At 50.3% G+C, this 20587-nt stretch carries 16 protein-coding genes; 8 read left to right on the top strand and 8 right to left on the bottom strand.

The genetic code is table 11. The features are described 5' to 3' along the window. Positions 1–82 precede the first annotated feature (82 nt). The 4 genes from KTO58_RS03465 to KTO58_RS03480 all read left to right on the top strand — a co-directional run bounded on the left by KTO58_RS03465 (position 83) and on the right by KTO58_RS03480 (position 2909). Entirely contained in the window at positions 83–508 is a 426-nt protein-coding gene (locus KTO58_RS03465; protein WP_095840724.1) for an OsmC family protein, read from the top strand. 96 nt (positions 509–604) lie between these two features. After that, positions 605–1417, top strand: a complete 813-nt coding sequence (locus KTO58_RS03470) for an AraC family transcriptional regulator (RefSeq protein WP_095840723.1) — start codon at positions 605–607, stop codon at positions 1415–1417. Positions 1418–1430: 13 nt separating this feature from the next. After that, entirely contained in the window at positions 1431–2030 is a 600-nt protein-coding gene (locus KTO58_RS03475) for a Crp/Fnr family transcriptional regulator (protein WP_095840722.1), read from the top strand. Positions 2031–2102: 72 nt separating this feature from the next. After that, the gene (locus KTO58_RS03480) at positions 2103–2909 is read left to right on the top strand and encodes a sterol desaturase family protein (protein ID WP_095840721.1); all 807 of its coding nucleotides are present in this window, start codon (positions 2103–2105) and stop codon (positions 2907–2909) included. 189 nt (positions 2910–3098) lie between these two features. Here KTO58_RS03480 and KTO58_RS03485 read toward each other — a convergent pair whose 3' ends face one another. After that, complete coding sequence (locus KTO58_RS03485) at positions 3099–3578, bottom strand: VOC family protein (protein WP_198315033.1); 480 nt, start codon at positions 3576–3578, stop codon at positions 3099–3101. Between the two features lie 184 nt (positions 3579–3762). On the opposite strand from KTO58_RS03485, the gene KTO58_RS03490 reads away from it, so the two are divergent. Continuing rightward, entirely contained in the window at positions 3763–4932 is a 1170-nt protein-coding gene (locus KTO58_RS03490; protein ID WP_095840720.1) for a cupin domain-containing protein, read from the top strand. On the opposite strand, the gene KTO58_RS03495 is transcribed toward KTO58_RS03490, so the two are convergent. The 3 genes from KTO58_RS03495 to KTO58_RS03505 all read right to left on the bottom strand — a co-directional run bounded on the left by KTO58_RS03495 (position 4933) and on the right by KTO58_RS03505 (position 6706). After that, positions 4933–5748 (bottom strand): helix-turn-helix transcriptional regulator, encoded by an 816-nt coding sequence (locus KTO58_RS03495; RefSeq protein WP_095840719.1) that lies wholly within the window; start codon positions 5746–5748, stop codon positions 4933–4935. Positions 5749–5857: 109 nt separating this feature from the next. After that, positions 5858–6379 (bottom strand): peptide-methionine (R)-S-oxide reductase MsrB, encoded by a 522-nt coding sequence (gene msrB, locus KTO58_RS03500; RefSeq protein WP_225860036.1) that lies wholly within the window; start codon positions 6377–6379, stop codon positions 5858–5860. A gap of 174 nt (positions 6380–6553) precedes the next feature. Then, positions 6554–6706, bottom strand: a complete 153-nt coding sequence (locus KTO58_RS03505) for a hypothetical protein (protein ID WP_157753209.1) — start codon at positions 6704–6706, stop codon at positions 6554–6556. A 277-nt stretch (positions 6707–6983) separates the two neighbouring features. On the opposite strand from KTO58_RS03505, the gene KTO58_RS03510 reads away from it, so the two are divergent. From KTO58_RS03510 to KTO58_RS03520, 3 genes are all read left to right on the top strand, one after another. Continuing rightward, positions 6984–9374 carry a TonB-dependent receptor gene (locus KTO58_RS03510; RefSeq protein WP_198315032.1) on the top strand — a complete coding sequence of 797 codons (2391 nt, stop codon included), beginning with the start codon at positions 6984–6986 and terminating at the stop codon, positions 9372–9374. A 41-nt stretch (positions 9375–9415) separates the two neighbouring features. Beyond that, positions 9416–10654, top strand: coding sequence for a DUF4374 domain-containing protein (locus tag KTO58_RS03515; RefSeq protein WP_095840717.1), 1239 nt, complete (start codon positions 9416–9418; stop codon positions 10652–10654). Between the two features lie 134 nt (positions 10655–10788). Further along, positions 10789–12027 carry a PepSY-associated TM helix domain-containing protein gene (locus KTO58_RS03520; protein WP_095840716.1) on the top strand — a complete coding sequence of 413 codons (1239 nt, stop codon included), beginning with the start codon at positions 10789–10791 and terminating at the stop codon, positions 12025–12027. A 134-nt stretch (positions 12028–12161) separates the two neighbouring features. Here KTO58_RS03520 and KTO58_RS03525 read toward each other — a convergent pair whose 3' ends face one another. From KTO58_RS03525 to KTO58_RS03540, 4 genes are read right to left on the bottom strand one after another with little or no spacing between them, the layout of a single operon-like run. Further along, entirely contained in the window at positions 12162–13772 is a 1611-nt protein-coding gene (locus KTO58_RS03525; protein WP_095840715.1) for an arylsulfatase, read from the bottom strand. 31 nt (positions 13773–13803) lie between these two features. After that, entirely contained in the window at positions 13804–15441 is a 1638-nt protein-coding gene (locus KTO58_RS03530; RefSeq protein WP_095840714.1) for an arylsulfatase, read from the bottom strand. A gap of 28 nt (positions 15442–15469) precedes the next feature. Further along, positions 15470–16933, bottom strand: coding sequence for a RagB/SusD family nutrient uptake outer membrane protein (locus KTO58_RS03535; RefSeq protein ID WP_095840713.1), 1464 nt, complete (start codon positions 16931–16933; stop codon positions 15470–15472). 30 nt (positions 16934–16963) lie between these two features. Beyond that, positions 16964–20017: a SusC/RagA family TonB-linked outer membrane protein gene (locus KTO58_RS03540; RefSeq protein ID WP_225860037.1), complete on the bottom strand. Its 3054-nt coding sequence runs from the start codon at positions 20015–20017 to the stop codon at positions 16964–16966. Positions 20018–20587: the final 570 nt, after the last annotated feature.

A 20587-nucleotide genomic window follows, 5' to 3' on the forward strand; every position in this document is an offset into this window, starting at 1 on the left:
CTGGGTTAAACTTAGTGGAGCAAATTGCTGTTACTTTTACATCGTCAAAACAATAAAAACACTCAAATTAAACATTGATACTATGAAAAGGATAGCTAATGCACACTGGAACGGTAACCTTAAAGAAGGTAAAGGTGAGATCTCCACACAGAGCACCGTACTGTCTAACACTCAATATTCTTTCAATACCCGTTTTGCAGACGGTGTAGGTACTAATCCGGAGGAGTTGCTGGGGGCTGCACATGCTGGTTGTTTTACTATGGCAGTAAGCGCTGCGCTGACCCAGGCGGGTATCACGGCTGGTGATCTGAACACCCGTGCGGTGGTGGAGCTGGATATGGCTGCTGGTCCGAAGATCTCCGGTATTACCCTGGAGCTGACCGCTACTGCGATCGACGGGGTATCCCAAGAGCAATTCGAAGCTTTTGCACAGGGCGCCAAAGAGAACTGCCCTATTTCCAAAGCGTTAGGTGGTACGCCTATCAGCCTGACCGTTATTTACCAATAGGGTCATTAACCGGTATATACAAAGGCACTGTTTCCTTCCGGAGGCGGTGCCTTTGCTTTATTGGCGGAGCCGGGGCTTTGGCGTATTTTAGCAGGGATGACCATATTACCCGACATAAGACCCCTTTTCTGCCCCGTACAACCGGCGGTGCGGGAGATGCCGGCACAGGTGCGTTATACAGAGGTATTACCGGACTTTCACCTGGCGCGGTATATCTACTGCTACTGGCAATTGCGTACGCAGGAGCCGTTGACACAGCCATTTTCTTACCGGGTGGTGGCGGATGGATGCATGGATCTCTTCTATGATGCGGGTAATCCGGAAGAGAATTTCATCATGGGATTTTCTGCGACGTACACGACGTTTCCGTTACAGCAAAGTTTTAACTACATCGGTATCCGGTTTCTGCCGGCAGCGATACCGCTGTTGTTCAAGATTGATGCGGCAGCGCTGACAGACCGGTTTGAGCTGCTGGCGCATGTTATTCCCTCGCTGGCCGCCGACCTGGGCCGGATGGGAGCGATAGCTGCTGCCGTGGAGCTGTTGAAACCACATTTCGATCATCACTTCCTGCGGTTATTATCCACTACTGATTTCGATATAGACAGCCGTTTGTTTGATGCCATTGAACGGATACTGCGTTCGCAGGGTACCATACCGGTGGAGCGCGAATTAAATACCGGCATCAGTCCCCGGCAGTTGCGCCGGTTATTCAACTACTATATCGGGGATACGCCCAAGACCTTCAGCAAGGTGGTACGGTTCCAGCATGTGCTGAATGCCAAGCCATCGCTGGAAAGCCTGCGAAAGAACAAGCTGTTTTACGACAGCGGTTATTACGATCAGGCACATTTTGTGAAAGACTTTAAGGTGATGTATGGCCTTACGCCAACGGATGCATTAAAATGACCTTTTGTTACCCATGACGCATATGAACGATATACAGCTATTACTGGAAGGGATCAGCCATATCAAGGATATCACCCCTGTTGACCTGTTACAACTTACACAACTGGCTACACGCCGGGAGCTGGCGCCGGGAGCGGTCTATATCCCGGAAGGCGCTTCTTCGCGTCAGCTGGCTTTTATCGAGAAAGGGATCATCCGTACCTATGCGGTGAAGGAGAATGGGGACGAAGCTACTTTGCTGTTGCGTTGGGAGGGACAGTTCATTGCCTCACATGATACGATCATCTTAAACCGTCCTTCCCGATTTATCTACCGGGCGGTAGAGCCGGTGACGTTGCAAGAGATAGACTACGGAGCGCTGGAACGTGTGATGAGCGAGCAACCCAGGCTGGAGCCATTGCGTACTTTTTTCCTGAAAAAGATGCTGGCAGAGTCGCTGGACCTGATCGCTTCTTTTGTACTGTTATCGCCGGAGGAGCGTTACCTGAAGCTGGTAGCAGAGAAAGCGGATATTGTAAGCCGGGTGCCCGGCAAATACATCGCTTCGTTACTGGGAGTAACGCCGGTATCCCTCAGCCGTATCCGCAAACGTATATCGCAGCATAAGGATTAATTATCTTTTGTTAACTGCTGGCAGGCAGGTCCTGTTTTACTTTTGTTCCATCAGCACCAAACGATGTGTTTTATGGAACAGACAATTTACATCATCGCCAAGATATACGGTATATCGACCCTGCGTTACTTTATCATAGCAGGGGTATTTTTCGCGGTGTTCTACCTCTTTTTCCCGAAGCAACTACAGCATTTTAAGATACAGCAGCGGCTGGCTGGCAGTAAGGATTTCCTGCGGGAGATCTTGCATTCGTTGCAGACGACGCTGGTGCTCAGCGTATTAGCATTTATCGTGTTGTTCACCCCATTTAAGCAGTATACGCAGGTGTATGATCAGCTAGGGGATTACCCGGTTTGGTACCTGGGGTTGAGTGTAGTGCTGAGCCTCATCGTCCATGACACTTACTTTTACTGGATGCACCGGGCGTTACATCATCCGCGGTTGTTCCGGCTCACGCACCTGGTACATCACCAGTCTACGAACCCGTCTCCCTGGACCTCTTACTCGTTTCACCTGCTGGAAGCCTTTACGGAAGGGGCGGTTTTGTTCCTGATCGTGCTGATCCTGCCGATGCATCCGTTGGGGATTGTGTTGTTTACGATTGCCGGGTTTGTGATCAATGTATATGGTCACCTGGGTTACGAGATTGCCCCCCGGTGGTTCCGGAAAAGCCCCCTTTTTGAGCTGTTTAATACTTCGGTGCACCACAACCTTCATCACAGTAAGTTCAAGGGGAATTACGGGCTTTATTTCCGCGTATGGGACCGGTTGATGGGTACGGAGCATCCGGATTATGTAAAAGCATATGACGAGGTGCAGGCCCGTCGTTTTGGACCCAAAGCGCCTGCGGCGGCTACCCTGGCACAAATGCCCCGGTAGCTGCCCGGCACGGCGGTACTAGATAAGCGGTTTATTCGTGTGTAAAGTGTTGGTATACATGTTGTTGCACATTTGTTGCCTATAGGGTGTATAAGCGTTGTATAGTCATTCTATATGCAACTATAAGCGTAGCTTATACAATGACTATACGAATGCTATAGGTAAGCTACAGGAAAGCTATAGGACAGGTTATTCCTGTCCTTTTTGTTGAGGGGTGTATTTGACGATATCGATACCGATGCCATTGGGGTCTTGTATGGCAAAGTGGCGATCTCCCCAGGGTTCGTCGCGGATATCGATCCTGATGGCGACACCTTTGGCTTTTAGCACCTGGTAGATCTTATCGACGTCTTCCACTTCTATGGTGAGGTAGGCGCCTTGTCCCTGGAAGGGCGGTTGAAAAAGCGGTTGCTGGGAAGGGTGATGGGGCAGCAGGAAGCTGATCTCTGCTTGCTGGCCAGGAGTGTGGAGGAGGAGGTAGAAGTCGTTTTCAAACATTACGCCGAATCCGAGGTGTTCGGTGTAGAATGTTTTGGTCGCTGCCAGTTGTGCGGTGATAAATCCTGCGTTCAGTTTCATGTTGTATTGTTTTTTAGTTGAAGTGACCGTTTGTGCCGGCAGCTGCAGTCCGCAGCATGCCAGCAGTAGTAGGAGCAGTATTCGTTGCATATGATTGATTTCGTGCTACAAAGTTGCATCATCGGCAGGTGGTGGTGTTGTAAAAAACGGACAAAGTAGGTAGGGGCGATAGAAAATAAAGTTCTAATTTTACAATAGCGGTTCGATTTGAACAAAGGCCGGCGGGAAGGGGCGGATACCTTTGTATCATCTTCAAATCAAAATCGATAAGATCATGGACATCACAAGACGCGGATTCCTTTCAGCCAGCTCCCTCACGGCGATGGGATTGTTAGCCGCCGGCAAAAGCCTGGCATTGCCCGGGTTAACACTTGCTGCACCTACCGGCCAGTTAGCAGCCGGTCGTCCCGACAAGAAAATAGAACCCCTGGAAGATTTTATTTACGACATAGAGAACGGTAGCGAAGGTTGGGAGGGCCTTGGTGGTACTGCGAAGGAGGCGACGGTAGAAGAGTTCCCTGTATCGCAAAGTATTGCTGGGGTATTGATGCAGTTGCAGCCCGGTGCTTTCCGGGAGCTGCACTGGCATTCTATTGCAGCGGAATGGGCATATGTACTGGAGGGTCGGGTGCTGACGACGGTGGTATCGCCGGACGGTACGACTTCTACGGATACTTTCGAGGTGGGTGATATCTGGTATTTCCCGAAGGGGCACGGGCACTGTCTGCAATGCCTGGGCGACAAGCCCTGTAAGTTCCTGCTGGGATTTGATAACGGGCATTTCTCCGAATTTGGCACTTTCAGTGTGACGGACTGGATGGGGCACTTGCCGCCGGAGCTGTTGCGTAAAGACCTGCGCAGCGGTACTTTATTCAGCCACCTGCCTTCCAAAGAACTGTATATAGGGGTAGGCAAGATCGCGAAGGACCCTCATCCCCGTAATATAGACGGCGGTATAGCCATGGGGACTTCTATGCACAAGTTCCGGATGGAGAGCGACGGTATACTACAGTCTTTTAACGGCGGGCAAACGCGGTTGGTGTCATCGTTGGAGTTTCCGATACAGACGACATTGACGGCGTTGCGTATGGATATAGCGCCCGGTGCGATCCGGGAGCTGCATTGGCATCCGAATGCGGACGAGTGGCAGTATGTGATGAGTGGGGAAGGCCGTATGGGTATCTTCGGATCGCATGGACGGGTGAAGACCATGTCCTACAACAAAGGCAAGGTGGCCTTTATTAAACAGGGGTACGGGCATTACATAGAGAATACCGGTAAGGAGGCATTGAAATTAATTGTGTTGTTTAATAGCCCGGTATATCAGGAGATCAGTTTGAGTATGTGGTTGAATGCGAATCCTGCGCAGTTGGTAGCGGACCATTTCGGTATCACGGCGGAGCAGGCGGCTACGCTGGTGCAAGGACGGAAGGGTATTTACTGATCACCAGCGGGTGATAAGCCGGTATTCGAGGGGCCGTACCCCTTTCTTTTTCAGGAACACTTTATAGAGATGACTCGGGTCGGTGAAACCGCATTCCAATGCGATGGCACTGATCGGGTCATCGCTGTGTTGTAGCTTCTCGCATACTCTTTCGATGCGTAAGTCTTCGAGGTAGTGGTGAATAGTAGTGCCGAAGTGATGTTTGAAGAGGCGGTTGAGGTAGACGGGGTGGAAGTCGAGTTGGGAGGCCAGTTCGTTCAGGGTCCATTTGCGCGTGTAGTCTTCCTGCAGCAGGTGGATTACTTTTTTGACCTGGGCGGGGACCATGCGTACGGTTTTCTCTTTTTCGCGAGCCAGTTCTACGGCGCTTTCCAGCACCAGTCCTTCTAGTAGCAGGGCGGAAGCGGGGCCGGGGTGGCTGAACTCGCGGAATATGCGGGAGAAGAGGTGGGAGATGGTTTTGCTTTTGACAACGCTGAACTGGTCGAAGGTGATGCCGGTTTCTTTCAGGCGGTCGGTCCAGTTGTCGTTGAACTCTACGAAGAGAGAGGAGCGTGCCAGCTGTTCTGTTACCGTCTTATGGTCTCTTTCTTTGGGGTAGATGAGTATCTGGCCTTCGGGGATGAGTTGTTTGTGTTTGCTGTCAATTTCCTGGAAGGCGCCGCTGAGGGTGAAGCAGAAGTGGGCGTGCTGATGGTAGTGTACCGGTGAGGAGGTCAGCGGGGCATATTGCTGGTGGAAGAGGGAAATGCCATCTGCGTTGGCAGATCGTTGGGTGCTTCCAAAGTATTCTCCGGCCTTGAAGGTGACGGACATTTTTTAAAATGAAGGTACAAAAAAAGCCGCATGCCCGGCGGATATATTAGCGAAGACTGTTAGTGCTTTGTTAATATTCGCCGGGCAGGCGGCTATGTGTGACGGTATCCTATCGCAGTGGCTCGAAGTCTAGCGATACGGAGTTCATACAGAAACGTTTGTGAGTAGGAGGGGGGCCGTCGTCGAAGATGTGTCCCAGGTGGGAGTCACAACGTTCGCAGATGACCTCTATACGGTCCATGCCCAGGGAGCGGTCTTCGCGATAGATGACGCTGTTGGGCCGGATCGGTTCGAAGAAGCTGGGCCAGCCGCAGGTGCTGGCGAACTTGGCGTCGGAGCGGAACAACGCGTTGCCACATACGGCGCAGTAGTAAGTGCCCCGGGTATCTGCATCCCAGTACTTACCGGTGAAAGCCCTTTCGGTAGCCTGTTCCCTGGATACAGCATACAGGTCGGCAGGCAGTATCTTTTTCCATTCTGCATTACTGACCTGTAGGCGCGTGGTATCGGTGCGGGAATAATAAGGATTGTGCTGAGCAGGTGTCTGATCCATCTTTCGTTGTTTTTTATCCTGGCCGAAACAACCGGCGGTTGTTATCAGTAGCAAGGCCAGTATGAATAGAGATCTCATATCCTTGGTGATAAAATAGTTGTTTGACAATGTCTTCCCCATATTAAGTTACTTTATTTTACTGCTGTATCATTTGTACAAGCGAACGTCTCTGATTGCAAAGGTACGCTATTACCTGTCATCAACACACGGCAGGTGATCAGCTCAGATACGGGCAACATAGGGGAATGGTTGTTAACAATATCCTAAACTAGTACGTGCATTTGTGGCTGCCTGCTTTTGTGCCGTACGATCTTCGGTGACAGATGAAATGGCTGCGGTATCCTGTTTGCAGGCGATGGTGAGCAGGCATGCCGGAATGGCCAACAGCGTTTTGCTGAATGACAATACCCTGACAGTTTAGGCGTGACGGGTAGTTTGCTGAAATTTTCCCGATTTCGAAAATGATCTAATGTAGATAGCGATAACTTTGCGGTCAGAATAATGGAAAATACTGTAGGACAATTAAGAGAACCACTACTCCGCAACCCGGTTACGCCGAGGGTATGATACTATCGCCGGCATCTTAATCTGTTTTGTTACAAAAATGTGAACTAAATAAATGTGGGGCAGCCCGCTAGCATTGCTATTGCCTGCTGTTGCCCTGTGTTATCAACATTGCTATATGAAGATGAACATTTACACCAAAAAATCCTTTCTTACCTTTTTGCTATTTATCCTTTACCTGGCAGGCATGGCACAATCCGGCACGGAGACGGTGGTGACCGGTAAGCTCACGTATGCCGACGGTCAACCTGTAGTTGGTGCTACCATTAAAGTTAAAAATCGTGGTATCGGTGCCGTTAGTGACGTATCTGGTATGTATACGATCACGAAGATCACTCCCGGCAAACATATCCTGCTGATCTCTGCGATAGGCTGTAAGTCACATCAGCAAGAGGTAGACGTAAAAGGGGGCCATCAGTCGGTCGTTACTGTCACGCTGGAGCAATCGGCTACGGATGTTGAGATGGTATCTGTGATCGGCCGTTCTTCCAGCCAGGAAGTAAAACGTCAGGCATTTAACGTAACGGCCATCGATGCGAAGAAGCTGTATAACTCTACCCTGGATCTTTCTCATGCCCTGGATCGTGTATCTGGTGTACGTGTAAGAGAGAACGGCGGCCTGGGTAGCCGCATGAACCTGTCACTCAATGGTTTTACCGGCAAACAGGTGCGCTTTTTCCTGGATGGGGTGCCGATGGATAACTTCGGTTCTTCTTTCCAGCTGAATAACATACCTATCAACTTTGCAGAGCGGGTAGAAATATACAAAGGCGTAGTGCCGATCTGGCTAGGTGCAGATGCGCTGGGTGGTGCGATCAACATCGTAACTTCCAACAGCCCGCGTACTTACCTGGATGTATCTTACTCCTATGGTTCCTTTAATACACATCGCGCTACCCTGAATGCAGGGTTTACGGATAAGAGAGGTTTCACCGTACAGCTGAGTGCATTTCAGAACTATTCGGACAACAACTACTGGGTGCGTGTGAACGCTCATGACCTCTTTACGGGGAAATACTATCCACGTCAGCGTATCAGAAGATTTCATGATACCTATCATAATGAAACGGTCATCGCCAATATCGGGGTGGTAGGAAAAAAATATGCCGACAAGCTGTTGTTCGGTATCACACTCGGGCAGAACTATGCGGAGATACAGACCGGCGCCCGTATGGAGAGTGTATTCGGCGCCTGGCACCGTAAGGGTAATATCGTAATGCCCAGCCTGAAATACCAGGTGAAGGACCTGTTTGTAAAGGGGCTGAACTTCCAGCTAAACGCTAACTACAACCTGGGACAGGAGCAGAACATCGATACCACGAATCGCCTGTACAACTGGTTACAGCAGTACAAACAGCGGGAAGGACCCGGCAGCGAAAGAGAGCGTAGTATGTACAAATACCGCAATCACAATGGCCTGGTGACCGGTACCCTAAGTTATAAACTGAATGCGCATCATTCCTTTGTATTGAATAATACCTTCAACACGTTCAACCGTAAGGGTAAAGATGAGTTGTATCCGGGGAATGAAAAATATGATCAGCCGCAGCGGTCCAGCAAAAATGTGACGGGCCTCGGTTACAAATATGAGTATAGCGAGAAGTGGAACACTTCTGTATTCCTGAAACACTATGCACAACGTAACCGTTATGCGGAGAGCTATAATCCCAGCGGTGGATGGGGCGATGTAGCTTACTTGCAGCGGGAGAACAAATTCGACAACTGGGGTTATGGTGTGGCTACTACCTATTTCATCATGCCCCGTTTGCAACTGAAGGCATCTTATGAGAAGAGTTACCGCCTGCCGGAGACAGATGAACTGTTTGGTGACCTGATCAACATGGAGGGTAATATCAACATCAAGCCGGAGAGCAGCAACAATTATAACTTCGGTGTGAACTACCAGATGACGGTGAATGATGTGCATCACCTGAGTTTTGATGCCAACTTTATCTACCGCGATGCGAAGGACTTTATCCGTCCGGTGATCAACCGTAACCAGACCAAACAAGCGGTGGATAACCAGGCCAGCGTTACCAATCTGGGACTGGACGGAGAGATCCGTTATGCTTACAGTCAAATATTTACGGCCGGTGTGAACCTGACCTACCAGAACCTGCGTAATAATACCCGCTTTGAAAAAGGAATGACCATTGAAAGTCCCAACTACCGGGATCGTATTCCTAACATGCCTTTCTTATTTGGTAATGCAGATGCGTCCCTGTTCTTCCGCAATGTGCTGAAAAAAGGGAATACGCTGACACTCGGCTACAATCTGCTGTATGTACACGCTTACTATCTGTCCTGGCCTCGTCAGGCACAGCGCAAGCTGGACATTCCCCGCCAGTTCTGCCAGGATGTGAATATGGTATATAGTCTGGCCAACGGCCGTTACAATATTGCCCTGGAATGTAAGAACCTGGTGGATAACCGGCTGTATGACAATTTTACGCTGCAGAAGCCGGGAAGGGCTTTCTATGCCAAACTCCGGTACTTTATCAGTAAGTAATATTTCACATAACTGAATTGCTGACACATCAACTACGAAGAATGAAACATATATATAGCCGTTTATTTTTAGCACTGAGTCTTGCCGTTACTTTTACTTCCTGTGACAAGGATGATCCGGAGGATGGTGGGTTTCAACAAGGGGGATTACTGGGGCTGTCACGTTATGTGATTGCGGCCACTCCTGTGGGTACAGAGGGTATCGCAGACATACTATTGACCACTAACGATATAGAACAGGGAAGTATCACCACTATCGGGAACGGCGTAGAACAGGACGGCAGTTATCGGTACTACACGACACATAAGGGTAAGTTCTTCAGCTTGCTGTACGGGCAGGGCAATCCGGGTGCGGTAACCACCTATGGGCTGGACCGGGACGGGCAGCTGCGTAAGATCTCCAACTTCCAGACGGAGACCGTGCAGGTGTTTAGTAGTGTCAACGACGAGCTACTGCTGATAAAAGTACCCCGTTCCGGTAATGAAAATGCGGTAGCGATCCGGATAGATGCACAGAATCCTGGTATCATCAGTGAGAAGCAGATCAACATTGTACAGCTGGCAGGCAATGGTGAGCGGGCGCACTTTACCGGGGCCACACAGGTAGGAGATAAGGTGTTTGCACCTTACAGAAGTATCAAGGGCTGCTGCGGCGATGCCTTCGGTACCGCTTATCCTGATAGCAGCTGGATCGCTGTATTCAGCTATCCTGATCTTAAACTGGAGAAGGTGATCAAAGATAACCGTACCAGCTACATCGGTGATTATTTCACCAGCGGGCTGGCAGTTACGGAGAATGGAGATATCTATGGATACTCTCCTGCTAACGCCAAAAATGGCCGTGGCTATACTTCTAAAAATCCCTCCGCTTTCGTGCGTGTACTGAAAGGTACCACCGAGTTCGATAAAAGCTATTTCTTCAATGTACAGGAGAAATCAGGCGGGCACCATATTTCCAGCCAGACCTATCTCGGCAATGGTAAATTCCTGTTGATGATGTACGGGATGCCTAACTCCTTTGACGGGAATGGTAAATTGGCCCTGGTGGATGTGTACCAGCAATCCTTTACCTGGGTGAAAGGCGCTCCGGAGGAGATCCGTTCGGCCACTGCTCCTTATAACAACAATACGGCTGCCTTGGATGGAAAAACGGCCTATATAGGGTTGAATACCCCAGGCGGCAGCTGGGTATATAAGATCGATATCGCCACAGCTACGGCATCAAAAGGGCTGGAGGTAAAAGGAGGAGCGATCACGTCGATCGTCAGGGTGGACTACTAAGCAAAAAGAATTTCCCTTATTCGAAAACAAGCAGACACTGTACTGCTAGATATTTGTAGGAACCGGTCTCCGTTGGGGAGGCCGGTCCAACTTTAGCGAACGAACGTACTGACTCACCAATTAGATGATCACCCATGGCTATATCAAAACAGTCGAAGCAACAAAAAAAGAAAAGCAACCGCTCTCTCTTCTACCGCATATCTGCCTGGTTGCACCTATGGCTGGGGTTGGTGACTGGTGTCATCGTAGTGATTGTGTGTATAACTGCCTGTATCTGGTGTTTTAATGAAGAGATACTGGACCTGGCAGAGCCGCAAAAAAATGTGGCGGTACAGGCTAAGCCCCTGCTTACACCCTCACAGGTCATGCGCATTGTGGAGCAGGAGGCGCCGGGGCGAAAGGTATCTTATATGTTGCTACGGCAGGGGAGGGCGCTGGAGGTTACCAGTAATGGGGATAAAGGGTCGTTGACGCTGAGTATCGATCCTTACACCGGGGAGGTGAAAGATAAAGCGGAGCGTAAAAAAGGGCAATCTGATTTTTTCCGTTGGGTACTCAACGGGCACCGCTTCCTGTGGCTACCGTGGAAGATAGGCCGGCCTATTGTGAACTATAGCATACTAACCTTCGTATTTATCCTGATCACCGGTCTTGTATTGTGGTGGCCGCAGAAATGGAATAAGTCCACGCGGGATAAGAGTTTTAAGATCAAATGGAAGGGTACCTTTAAACGGGTGAACTATGACCTGCATAATGTGCTTGGTTTCTACACCTTGCTGGTATTACTGGTGATCGCGATGACCGGTATGGTCTATGGTATAGAGTGGTTCAGCAAAGGCAGTTACTGGATTACTTCCGGTGGAGTGCCTTTGAAGGATTATGAAGATCATGTTTCGGATACGACCGCTGCAAAAAATGGATTGACCATGGCGCAGGTAAGCGACCGTATCTGGTCGCAGGTGATAAAGGAGAATCCCGCTGCCAAGGGGTTTTATATGGGACTACCGGATACAGCCGATGCCAAGTCGACGATGTATGTAGTAGTATATCCTGCAGCCGGACAATATTATAACAATCGTAGCTATACTTTCGATCAGCACACGCTAAAACATCTGAAAGGCGATAATATCTACGATATTCCTTTTGAAAAAAATACGGCAGCTGCCAAGCTGCGTAAGATGAACTATGATATCCACGTGGGTAGCATCCTGGGACTGCCCGGGAAGATACTCGCCTTCTGTTGCTCCCTGATCGGTGCTTCACTGCCGATTACCGGGTTTATCATCTGGTGGGGAAAGAAGAAAAAGCAATTAAAGCAACCTGCCAGGAAGCAGGTTACTTCCGCGGCCGGTACGCCGGTTGTGGCCAGATAAATCGTTACAAGTGGTGAATTACAAGAAAGGGCCGTTCTCTTAGGAGAATGGCCTTTGTAGGTATGGTGCTGCTTATTTGCTCCCCCGCAATATTAGCTGTATTTCACGCAGCAGGTATTGCAGGGGATTTCATTTTATTTACCAAAAAGAGAAGGCGGTTTGATGCTATCATAATCAACGACGCCTGTCCGGTCAGCCCAGTCAAAATAGGCGGCAGACAGCTCGTTGACCAGCTGTGTGTTTTTAGCGGCGAGGTCATTGGTTTCTCCACGGTCGGTATCGAGATCGTACAGCTCCCAGCGGTATTGTGGATAAGTGGATACCAGTTTCCATTTCCCTTTTCTTACGGCGCGGTTGCCGGCACGTTCCCAGAAGATGGGTTGTTCTCTTTGTAGGGGTTGCTGGTGGAAGAAAAGTCCGGTGAGGCTTTTACCCGGCAGGGGTGTAATGGCGGTGCCACTGTATTTAGACGGGTATCTGGCGCCAGCGACTTCATAGAAGGTAGGTGCGAGATCGATAAGATGGGCGGTACCCTGTGCGATGGTACCAGGCGGTATATGGCCGGGGAACCAGGCGATCAGCGGGCTGCTGATACCTCCTTCATACATGACACTTTTAAAGGCGCGGAAGGGTGAGTTAGACACGAAGGACCATTGTTTGCCCTGTGATTCGAACGAGCCGGCAGTTCCTACAGGACCACTGTTACGTGCGGCCTTGGGGCCCCAGTGCGCTACATCTTCTGCCGGCGCACCATTGTCAGAAATAAAGACGATGAGTGTATTATCTGCTTTACCCAATGCTTTCAGTTTATCCAATACTTTACCTACGGCCTGGTCCATGCGGTCTACCATGGCAGCATATACTTCCATTTTACTTTTCCACAACTGTTTCTCGTCGTAGGTTAGGCTGCTCCATGCCGGTACTTCGCTGTCGCGGGGAGCGATGGTTTGTGCGGCAGGCAATAACCCCAGTTGACGCTGCCGGGCTAACCGCTCTTGCCGTAGGCTGTCCCAGCCGATATCATAGCGGCCTTTGTATTTGGCGATGTCTTCCGGCAGTGCCTGCAAGGGCCAGTGCGGTGCGTTGAAGGCGAGGTAGAGGAAAAAAGGTTTGCTGCTGGCGGATTGTTCGTCGAGATATTGAATGGCATGGCCCGCAATTTCATCGGTGAAATAATAGCTGTTATCTGCCGGATGGAGCCGTTTGTTGTTTTCTTCGATGATCACGGGGTATTGTCTGCCACCCAGCGGCATCGGTTGGGCATCGAAGTAGTCAGCGCCACCGCCGATCACCCCGTAGTATTTTTCAAAGCCACGCTGGTTGGGCCAGGAGAGACTATCGTTGCCGACATGCCACTTGCCTGACATCAGCGTGTTGTAGCCGGCGGTCTTCAGTACTTCCGCCAGCGTAAGGGACGACTTGTTAAGGTAGCCCTGGTAGGCTGGCAGGCCTAAGTTGACATCAAAGTAGCCGATACCTGCTTTATGCGGGTATTGCCCGGTGAGCAGCGATGCTCTTGTAGGTGCACAGATGGCGTTGTTATAAAACTCTTTTAGGCGGAGACCTTCTTTGGCCAGCCGGTCGAGGTGAGGTGTCTGTATCTCTGAACCGTAGGCGCCCAGGTCTGCATACCCCATATCATCTACCATGATGAGGATGATATTAGGCTTTTTCGTTTGTGCAGAGAGGGGATGATCCGGTAGTAGTGAAATCAGCGCAGATAGTAAGAAGAATATGCGTTGCATGATACGTTTTTAAAGGTGGTAAAAGCAATGTTTAACGTTGTTTGCGGGCTGCCGGCGTTTCACCGGCGTTAGCGGTAGGGCCTGCGAAACCGGCGGCACCGGTAGGCTTGATCTTTTCATAGTCTACCACACCATTCTCTTTTGCCCAGCGCTCGTAAGCATCGCTCAGTGATTGGACAACAGCAGGTTGTGCGGTGGCGAGGTTGTTGGTTTCTGCGCGATCGTTGTCAATATCGTATAGTTCCCATTGTTTGGTATTGAAGGAGGCGACCAGTTTCCATTTACCCTGCCTTACGGCTTTGTTGCCGGCGCGTTCCCAGCAAAGCGGGGTAGGTCGTACCGGTTCCTGTTGGTTGAAAAACAGGGAAGCCAGGCTGATACCTTGTAGCGGATGGGTGCTATGGCCTTCATATTGTGTGGGATATTTGACGCCTGCAATATCATAGAAGGTAGGGGCCAGGTCGATCAGGTGTGCGATGCCGCGGGCAGTGGTGCCGGCCTTAATACGGGCAGGCAGCCAGGCAATGAGTGGGGAGCTGATCCCACCTTCGTAAGCGCTTGCTTTGTAGGATCGCAGCGGTGTGTTGGATACATGTGCCCAGCTTTGCTCCTGGTAGTCGTAAGAGCCGGCAGTGCCGATAGGGCCGGAATTACGCTGGCGGGGACGGCCGGTAGGGATGAAGCCTCCCTGTGCGCCATTGTCGGACAGGAACACGATCAGCGTATTGTCGTCTTTTTTGAGCGCTTTCAGCTTATCGAGGATAGTACCGATGCCCTGGTCCATGCGGTCGATCATAGCGGCATATACTTCCATCTTTTTCTCCCATAGCTTTTGTTCGTCGTAGGTAAGGCCGGCCCAGGCCGGTACTTCGGGATCGGGCGCGACGGTGGCGTTGGCCGGGATGATACCCAGTTGTTTTTGCCGGGTAATACGTTGCTGCCGTAGCGAATCCCAGCCTATGCTGTACCTGCCTTTGTATTTGGCAATGTCTTCCGGTCTTGCCTGCAGGGGCCAGTGAGGTGCATTGTAAGCGACATAGAGGAAGAAGGGTTTGCTGGTATGGTTTTGTTCATCGAGGAACTGTACGGCGTGGGCTGCTATTTCATCTGTCAGGTAGTGTCCCGGCTGCAGGTTGACGCGGCGGTTGTCTTCCAGCAGCGGTACGGGTGGTACCTTATCCTGGTAGTCGCCGATATCGTAGTAGTTACTGGCGCCGCCGATAAACCCGAAAAAGCGGTCGAATCCGCGTTGCCTGGGCCAGGCAGTACTATCATCACCGACATGCCATTTGCCCGACATAAGGGTGCTGTAACCCGCAGCTTTCAGTACCTCTGCCAGCGTAAGGGACTCCCGGTTCAGGTACCCTTGGTAGGCCGGTAGTCCCAGGTTGACATTGAAATAGCCAATACCGGCTTTGTGATTGGATTGTCCCGTCAGCAAGGACGCGCGCGTAGGCGCACAGATGGAATTGTTGTAGAACTCGCGTAGCTTCAGTCCTTCTGTGGCCAGCCGGTCCAGGTGAGGCGTGGATATTTCCGATCCGTAAGGGCCGATGTCTGAAAAGCCCATATCATCCACCATAATGAGGATGATATTAGGTCGCTTTTGCTGGGCACTGCCGGTATACCAGCAGCTCAGCAAGGCTAGTGTTAAAATGATGGTTCTCATTGTTGACAATTATGCTTGTTCATACGGTTTAATAATTGATCCATAGCGGGTCCTGTTTCAGTTTGGGATTCAGGTTCAGCTCCCGTTGCGGGGTGGGGAAGTGAATATGCCGGGGAGCCGCCAATGTCTTACCGGCCGCTTTCAGCGTTTTGATGTAATAGTCTGATCCTCTTCTCACGAGATCGAACCAACGTTGGTATTCATATACCAGCTCTTTACGTCTTTCCTGGAACACTGAATCACGGAATGCAGCTACACCCAACGCTGGTGCGATATCCTGCAGGCGGGGGATATGTGCCCTTTGCCGTACGGCATCGATGGCATCGTAGGCCGTCGCATCTGGCCCCTGGTGCAGTTCATTGGATGCCTCTGCGTAGATGAGCAGTACTTCTGCATAACGGATGACAGGCAGGTTCTTAGAGGACTGTCCCTGGTTGCCAACGACCGCAGGATCATAGTATTTGTTGAAATGAGGTTCGAACGTATATACCTTCCCGTCAGTAGGGCTGGTCATCTGTGTGATAAAAGTGACGGCCTTGCGCGTATCCTGATCGCTGAAGCTTTCATAGAGGCCCCCTTCTTTATGTAGTGCATCGGCATAGTCGCCGTTGATGCCGGGCACTTCATTAGGGGCAGAACGGCTGGCCAGGCTATTGCCCTGGTAGCCGGCATTGCCGAGGAACTGTGCAGAGAAGATATGTTCCTGCCCGTTCTTTTTGGCTACGTTGAATACATCAGCGAAATCGGGGAACAGGGAATACCAGTTACGATCGATCACCTCTTTACTTTTGGCCGCCGCATTGGCCCAGTCTTTACGGGTCAGGTATACTTTGGCCAGCAGGCTTTTGGCAGCAGAGGAAGTGGCCCTGCCAATATCATTAGGGCCATATTCCCCTGGTGCCGGTAATTGTTCTGCTGCTTGCAAGTCTTTGATGATCTGCTCATATACGGCATTCTCCGGCGCTTTCTCCACGTATAGCGCCTGGGGGTCCAGCGAAGCAGGTGTATGGAGTACCAGCGGCACATCGCCAAACCAACGAACAAGGTTGAAGTAATGGAGGGCACGCAGGAACTTCGACTCGTTGATCAATCTTGTACGTAGGGGCTCGGTAATGTTGGCGCCAGGGATCAGGGCGATCTTGTCGATCGCTATGTTGGCGACATTGATAGCGTCATAGCTTTGTTTCCAGAGCTGTTCCATCCGGTCATTGGAGGCATCATGGGTCAGACCCGAGATGGCGCGTACATGTGCATTCCTGGCCCTAGGGCCTGCTTCGTAGTCGTCGGTGGCCATCTCCACACCTATCTGGAACAGGCTGTTGTACAGCGATTGCCCGCTTTCATACAGCTTGCGGTAGATAGCGGTTACGGCTGCATTTGCCTGATCTGCATTCTGATAGAAATTGTCGGTAGTGAGTTGTGCCGAAGGAGATTCGTCCAGCTTGCTGCAGGCAGCTAGTAAGACCATCAGTAGTATGATATTTCTTTTCATGGAAGAAGGAGCTTGGTAGTGAGTGATGGATTAGAAGGTGACACGAAGACCACCGCTGACAGTTTTCGAGATCGGATAGATGCCCTGATCAGTACCCGGGGACACGTTACTGCCGGAGGTTACTTCCGGATCGAAACCGGTGTACTTAGTCCAGGTGAGCAGGTGCTGTGCTGATACGAATACGTTGACAGCAGATAGTTTGCCGATCAGGCTTTTTGGCAGCGTATAGCCCAGGGAGATATTACGCACCCGCAGGAAAGAACCATCTTCTATGAAGCGGTCGGAGAAAACGGGAGCGGGGTCCAGTTTGGCGCGGGGGATGGTCTGGCTGGGATGTTCCGGTGTCCACCTGTCCAGCGCACTGGCGGCTGCATTCTGCTGGCCGGTGAAAAGCTCCAGTGTCTGCCGGTTGGCATTGAGTATTTTATTACCATAGGAACCCTGGAGGAAGATAGCCAGGTTGAAACCTTTCCAGCTGAAATTGTTATTGAGCCCGAAGATGAAGTCAGGCTGCGCATTACCGATAATAGCGCGGTCGGCAGCAGTCGTGAAAGTACCATCGCCGTTGATATCCTTGTAAAGCCGGTCGCCGGGTTTGGGAATGGCATTACCCGTATATTTTCCTTTGGTGTTTTCCTCTCCGGTTTGTAAGATACCGCTGGTGACGGTGCCATAGAAAGTACCCAGCGGCTGGCCTACCTGTATGATGTAGTTACCGCTGATATACGATGAGGCGCCATTGCCGATAGTCAGTACTTTATTCCGGTTAAAAGAAATGTTGAGATCTGTCGTCCAGGCAAAATCGCCGGTGAAGTTTTTACTGCTGACAGCCACTTCCAGGCCTTTGTTCTGAACAGCGCCGAAGTTCTGCAAGGAAGAGGACTGGCCGGAGGTCCAGGGTATCTCTACATTGAGTAGCAGGTTACTGGTCTTTTTATAATAAGCATCCACAGATAGAGTCAAACGATTATGCAGGAAACCGATGTCTACTCCTGCATTGTATTGATGGGTCGTTTCCCAGCCCAGCCTGTCATTGGCGATACGCGACGGTGCGAAGCCGGTGTTGATATCTTTACCAAATAAATAGCCCAGGCTATAAAGGGCTGCCAGCGATTGGTATTCGCCGATCTCCAGGTTGCCGGTGGTACCGAAACTGGCGCGCAGTTTCAAGTCGCTGATAGCGGGTGTCAAGGGTTTGAAGAAAGGTTCACTGCTCACTCTCCAGGAAGCGGCGGCAGAGGGGAAATAGCCCCATTTGTTTCCTCTACCGAAACGGCTGGAACCATCCGTTCTGATGCTGGCCGTCAGGTAGTAACGGCTGTCGTAGTTGTAATTTACACGGGCCAGGTAGGAGTGGAGTACCCAGGCGCTGGCATCCGCAAAAGGACGTACCAACGTAGCACCACCTTGCAGGCTGTTATAAGACAGGGCATCGGACACAAATTTCTCCGCACCGGCACGCACGATCTCCATATTATATTCCTGTTGTGTAAAACCCGCCAGCACATCCACATTATGTTTATGAAAGGCGCGTGCATAGGTCACCGTGTTCTCATTCAGCCAGGAGTAGGAGTTGAAGGTGCCCCTGGCAGCAATGCCTTTACTTTGTATGCCTTCGTAAATAGTGGCAGGGATATAGCTTTTTTCCGTAGTGTTATTCACATCAGTGCCGAACAATACTTTCAATGTCAACCCTTCTACTGGGGTGTAAGCGGCATAGGCGCTACCCAGCAAACGGTTGGCGGTAGAGCGGTTTTGCTGTTCCAGCAAGGTAGCGATGGGATTGGCGAATATGTTCTCAAAAGGATTGCGTAAGGTATAGCTGCCATCCGGTTCATAGATAGTGGCTGTAGGCGGCATGATGAGTAAAGAGCCAATGATGCCTGTTGGTGCGATATTGGCGTCTGACTTGCTCGCGGTAATATTCGCGCTGACCTTCAGATTGTCATATGGTTGGGCATCTATATTGGCACGTATGCCTAAACGGGAGAAGTCGGTATGTTTTAAGATACCATCCTGTTGCAGGTAATTGCCCGAAACAAAATAACGGGTTTTTGCATTGCCGCCGCTGATACTGAGTTGATGACTTTGGAGAGGCGCGTTGCGGGTAGCAGCAGCTTGCCAGTCTGTGCCGGTTCCCAGCCCAGCGATCTTTTCAGGAGAGAGATACTGGTATTTCCCTTTGGCAGGATTGGCGTCGTACAAGGCATCGTTGCGTAGTATGGCAAAATCATGTGCGTTAAGTACCGCTACCTTTTTTTGTAGGGACTGTACCCCATAACTTCCTTCGTAGGTCAGGCTGCTTCGGTCTGCCTTTCCTTTTTTAGTGGTGATGATAACAACGCCATTGGCGCCTCTGGACCCATAGATAGCCGTAGCGGAAGCATCTTTAAGGATGTCGATACTCTCAATATCTGCCGGATTAATACTGGCGAGCGGATTAGCAGGAGTGCCGCTTAATATGCCTGTGGTGACCGGACTATTATAGATAGGGAAGCCATCGATCACATAGAGTGGTTCACTACCACCTTGTATAGAGCTACCGCCTCTTACACGTATACTGACACCACCGCCGGGCTGTCCGGAAGTTTGTGTAACCTGTACACCGGATACGGCGCCTTTCAGCGCCTGATCTACGGAGCTGACGGGTTGTTTTAATAAAGGTCCGGAGACAGAGGAGATAGCGCCGGTCAGGTCACTTTTTTTCTGTGTGCCATAACCGATTACGACTACATCATTCAGTTGGCTTTGTACGGCTGCAAGCAGTATTTTAAGATGTTCGCCGGTAGCGATCACTTCCTGTTTCTTATAGCCGATATAACTGATGATGAGGGTATAAGGAAATTTCTGCCCGGTGATGAAAGAGAAGCGTCCTGCTGCGTCAGTGGTGACGCCATGTGTAGTGCCTTTGATGTTGATGGCGGCACCAGGGAGTGGCTCTTGCGTGTTGGCATCTACTACTACACCGGTAAGGCGTGAGTTGATCAGTGGTGGGGTATCCTGTGCAGGTAGCAGCAAGGGAATAAGTAACAGCAGCGCTATGCCGGCGTGTGTCAGCTTCTGGCTAAGTAACGTTCGTTGCATTTTATTCAATAGTTTTTAAGGACGTCGCCGGAAATGGCGCGTAGCAGGAAAAATGGGAGGATGAAGGCATAGTGTGACCTGTCTATCCCCGGATAGATAAATAATAGTCCCCTGTTAGATAATAAATAGAAAGGAGCGGTACTGGAAGGAGATTACTGACAACAACACACGAAACAGCACCATGTTCCGTCCTTACGCTGGAAAAAATGAATGGTTGAGCTTTGCATACCTTTTGTTTTAGTTAGCGATGTTATGAACAATTACACTGTGCCCCTGCATTTTATGTGGTGGTGCTAAAAATGCAGCGGTTGTGATTTTTGACTGTAATGATCGGTTACAATGGAATTCGCACAACAACAGCGCAAAAGTAATGATTATTTTATTAGTTCACAATATTTGTGGACTAATAAAATAAAAGGTGGCTTTTAGGGTGAATGCCTTTATGGAATGGGGCGTAAGAGTATTCCTTATATCATCACTATATTAATATGATAATGGAATAGGATATGGCGGTCATACAACTGACTACTATATAATGAGCGATGGTATATTAACAGATGGTTAATATAT

The sequence above is a fragment of the Chitinophaga pendula genome (assembly GCF_020386615.1).
GTDB classification, from domain to species: Bacteria; Bacteroidota; Bacteroidia; order Chitinophagales; family Chitinophagaceae; genus Chitinophaga; species Chitinophaga pendula.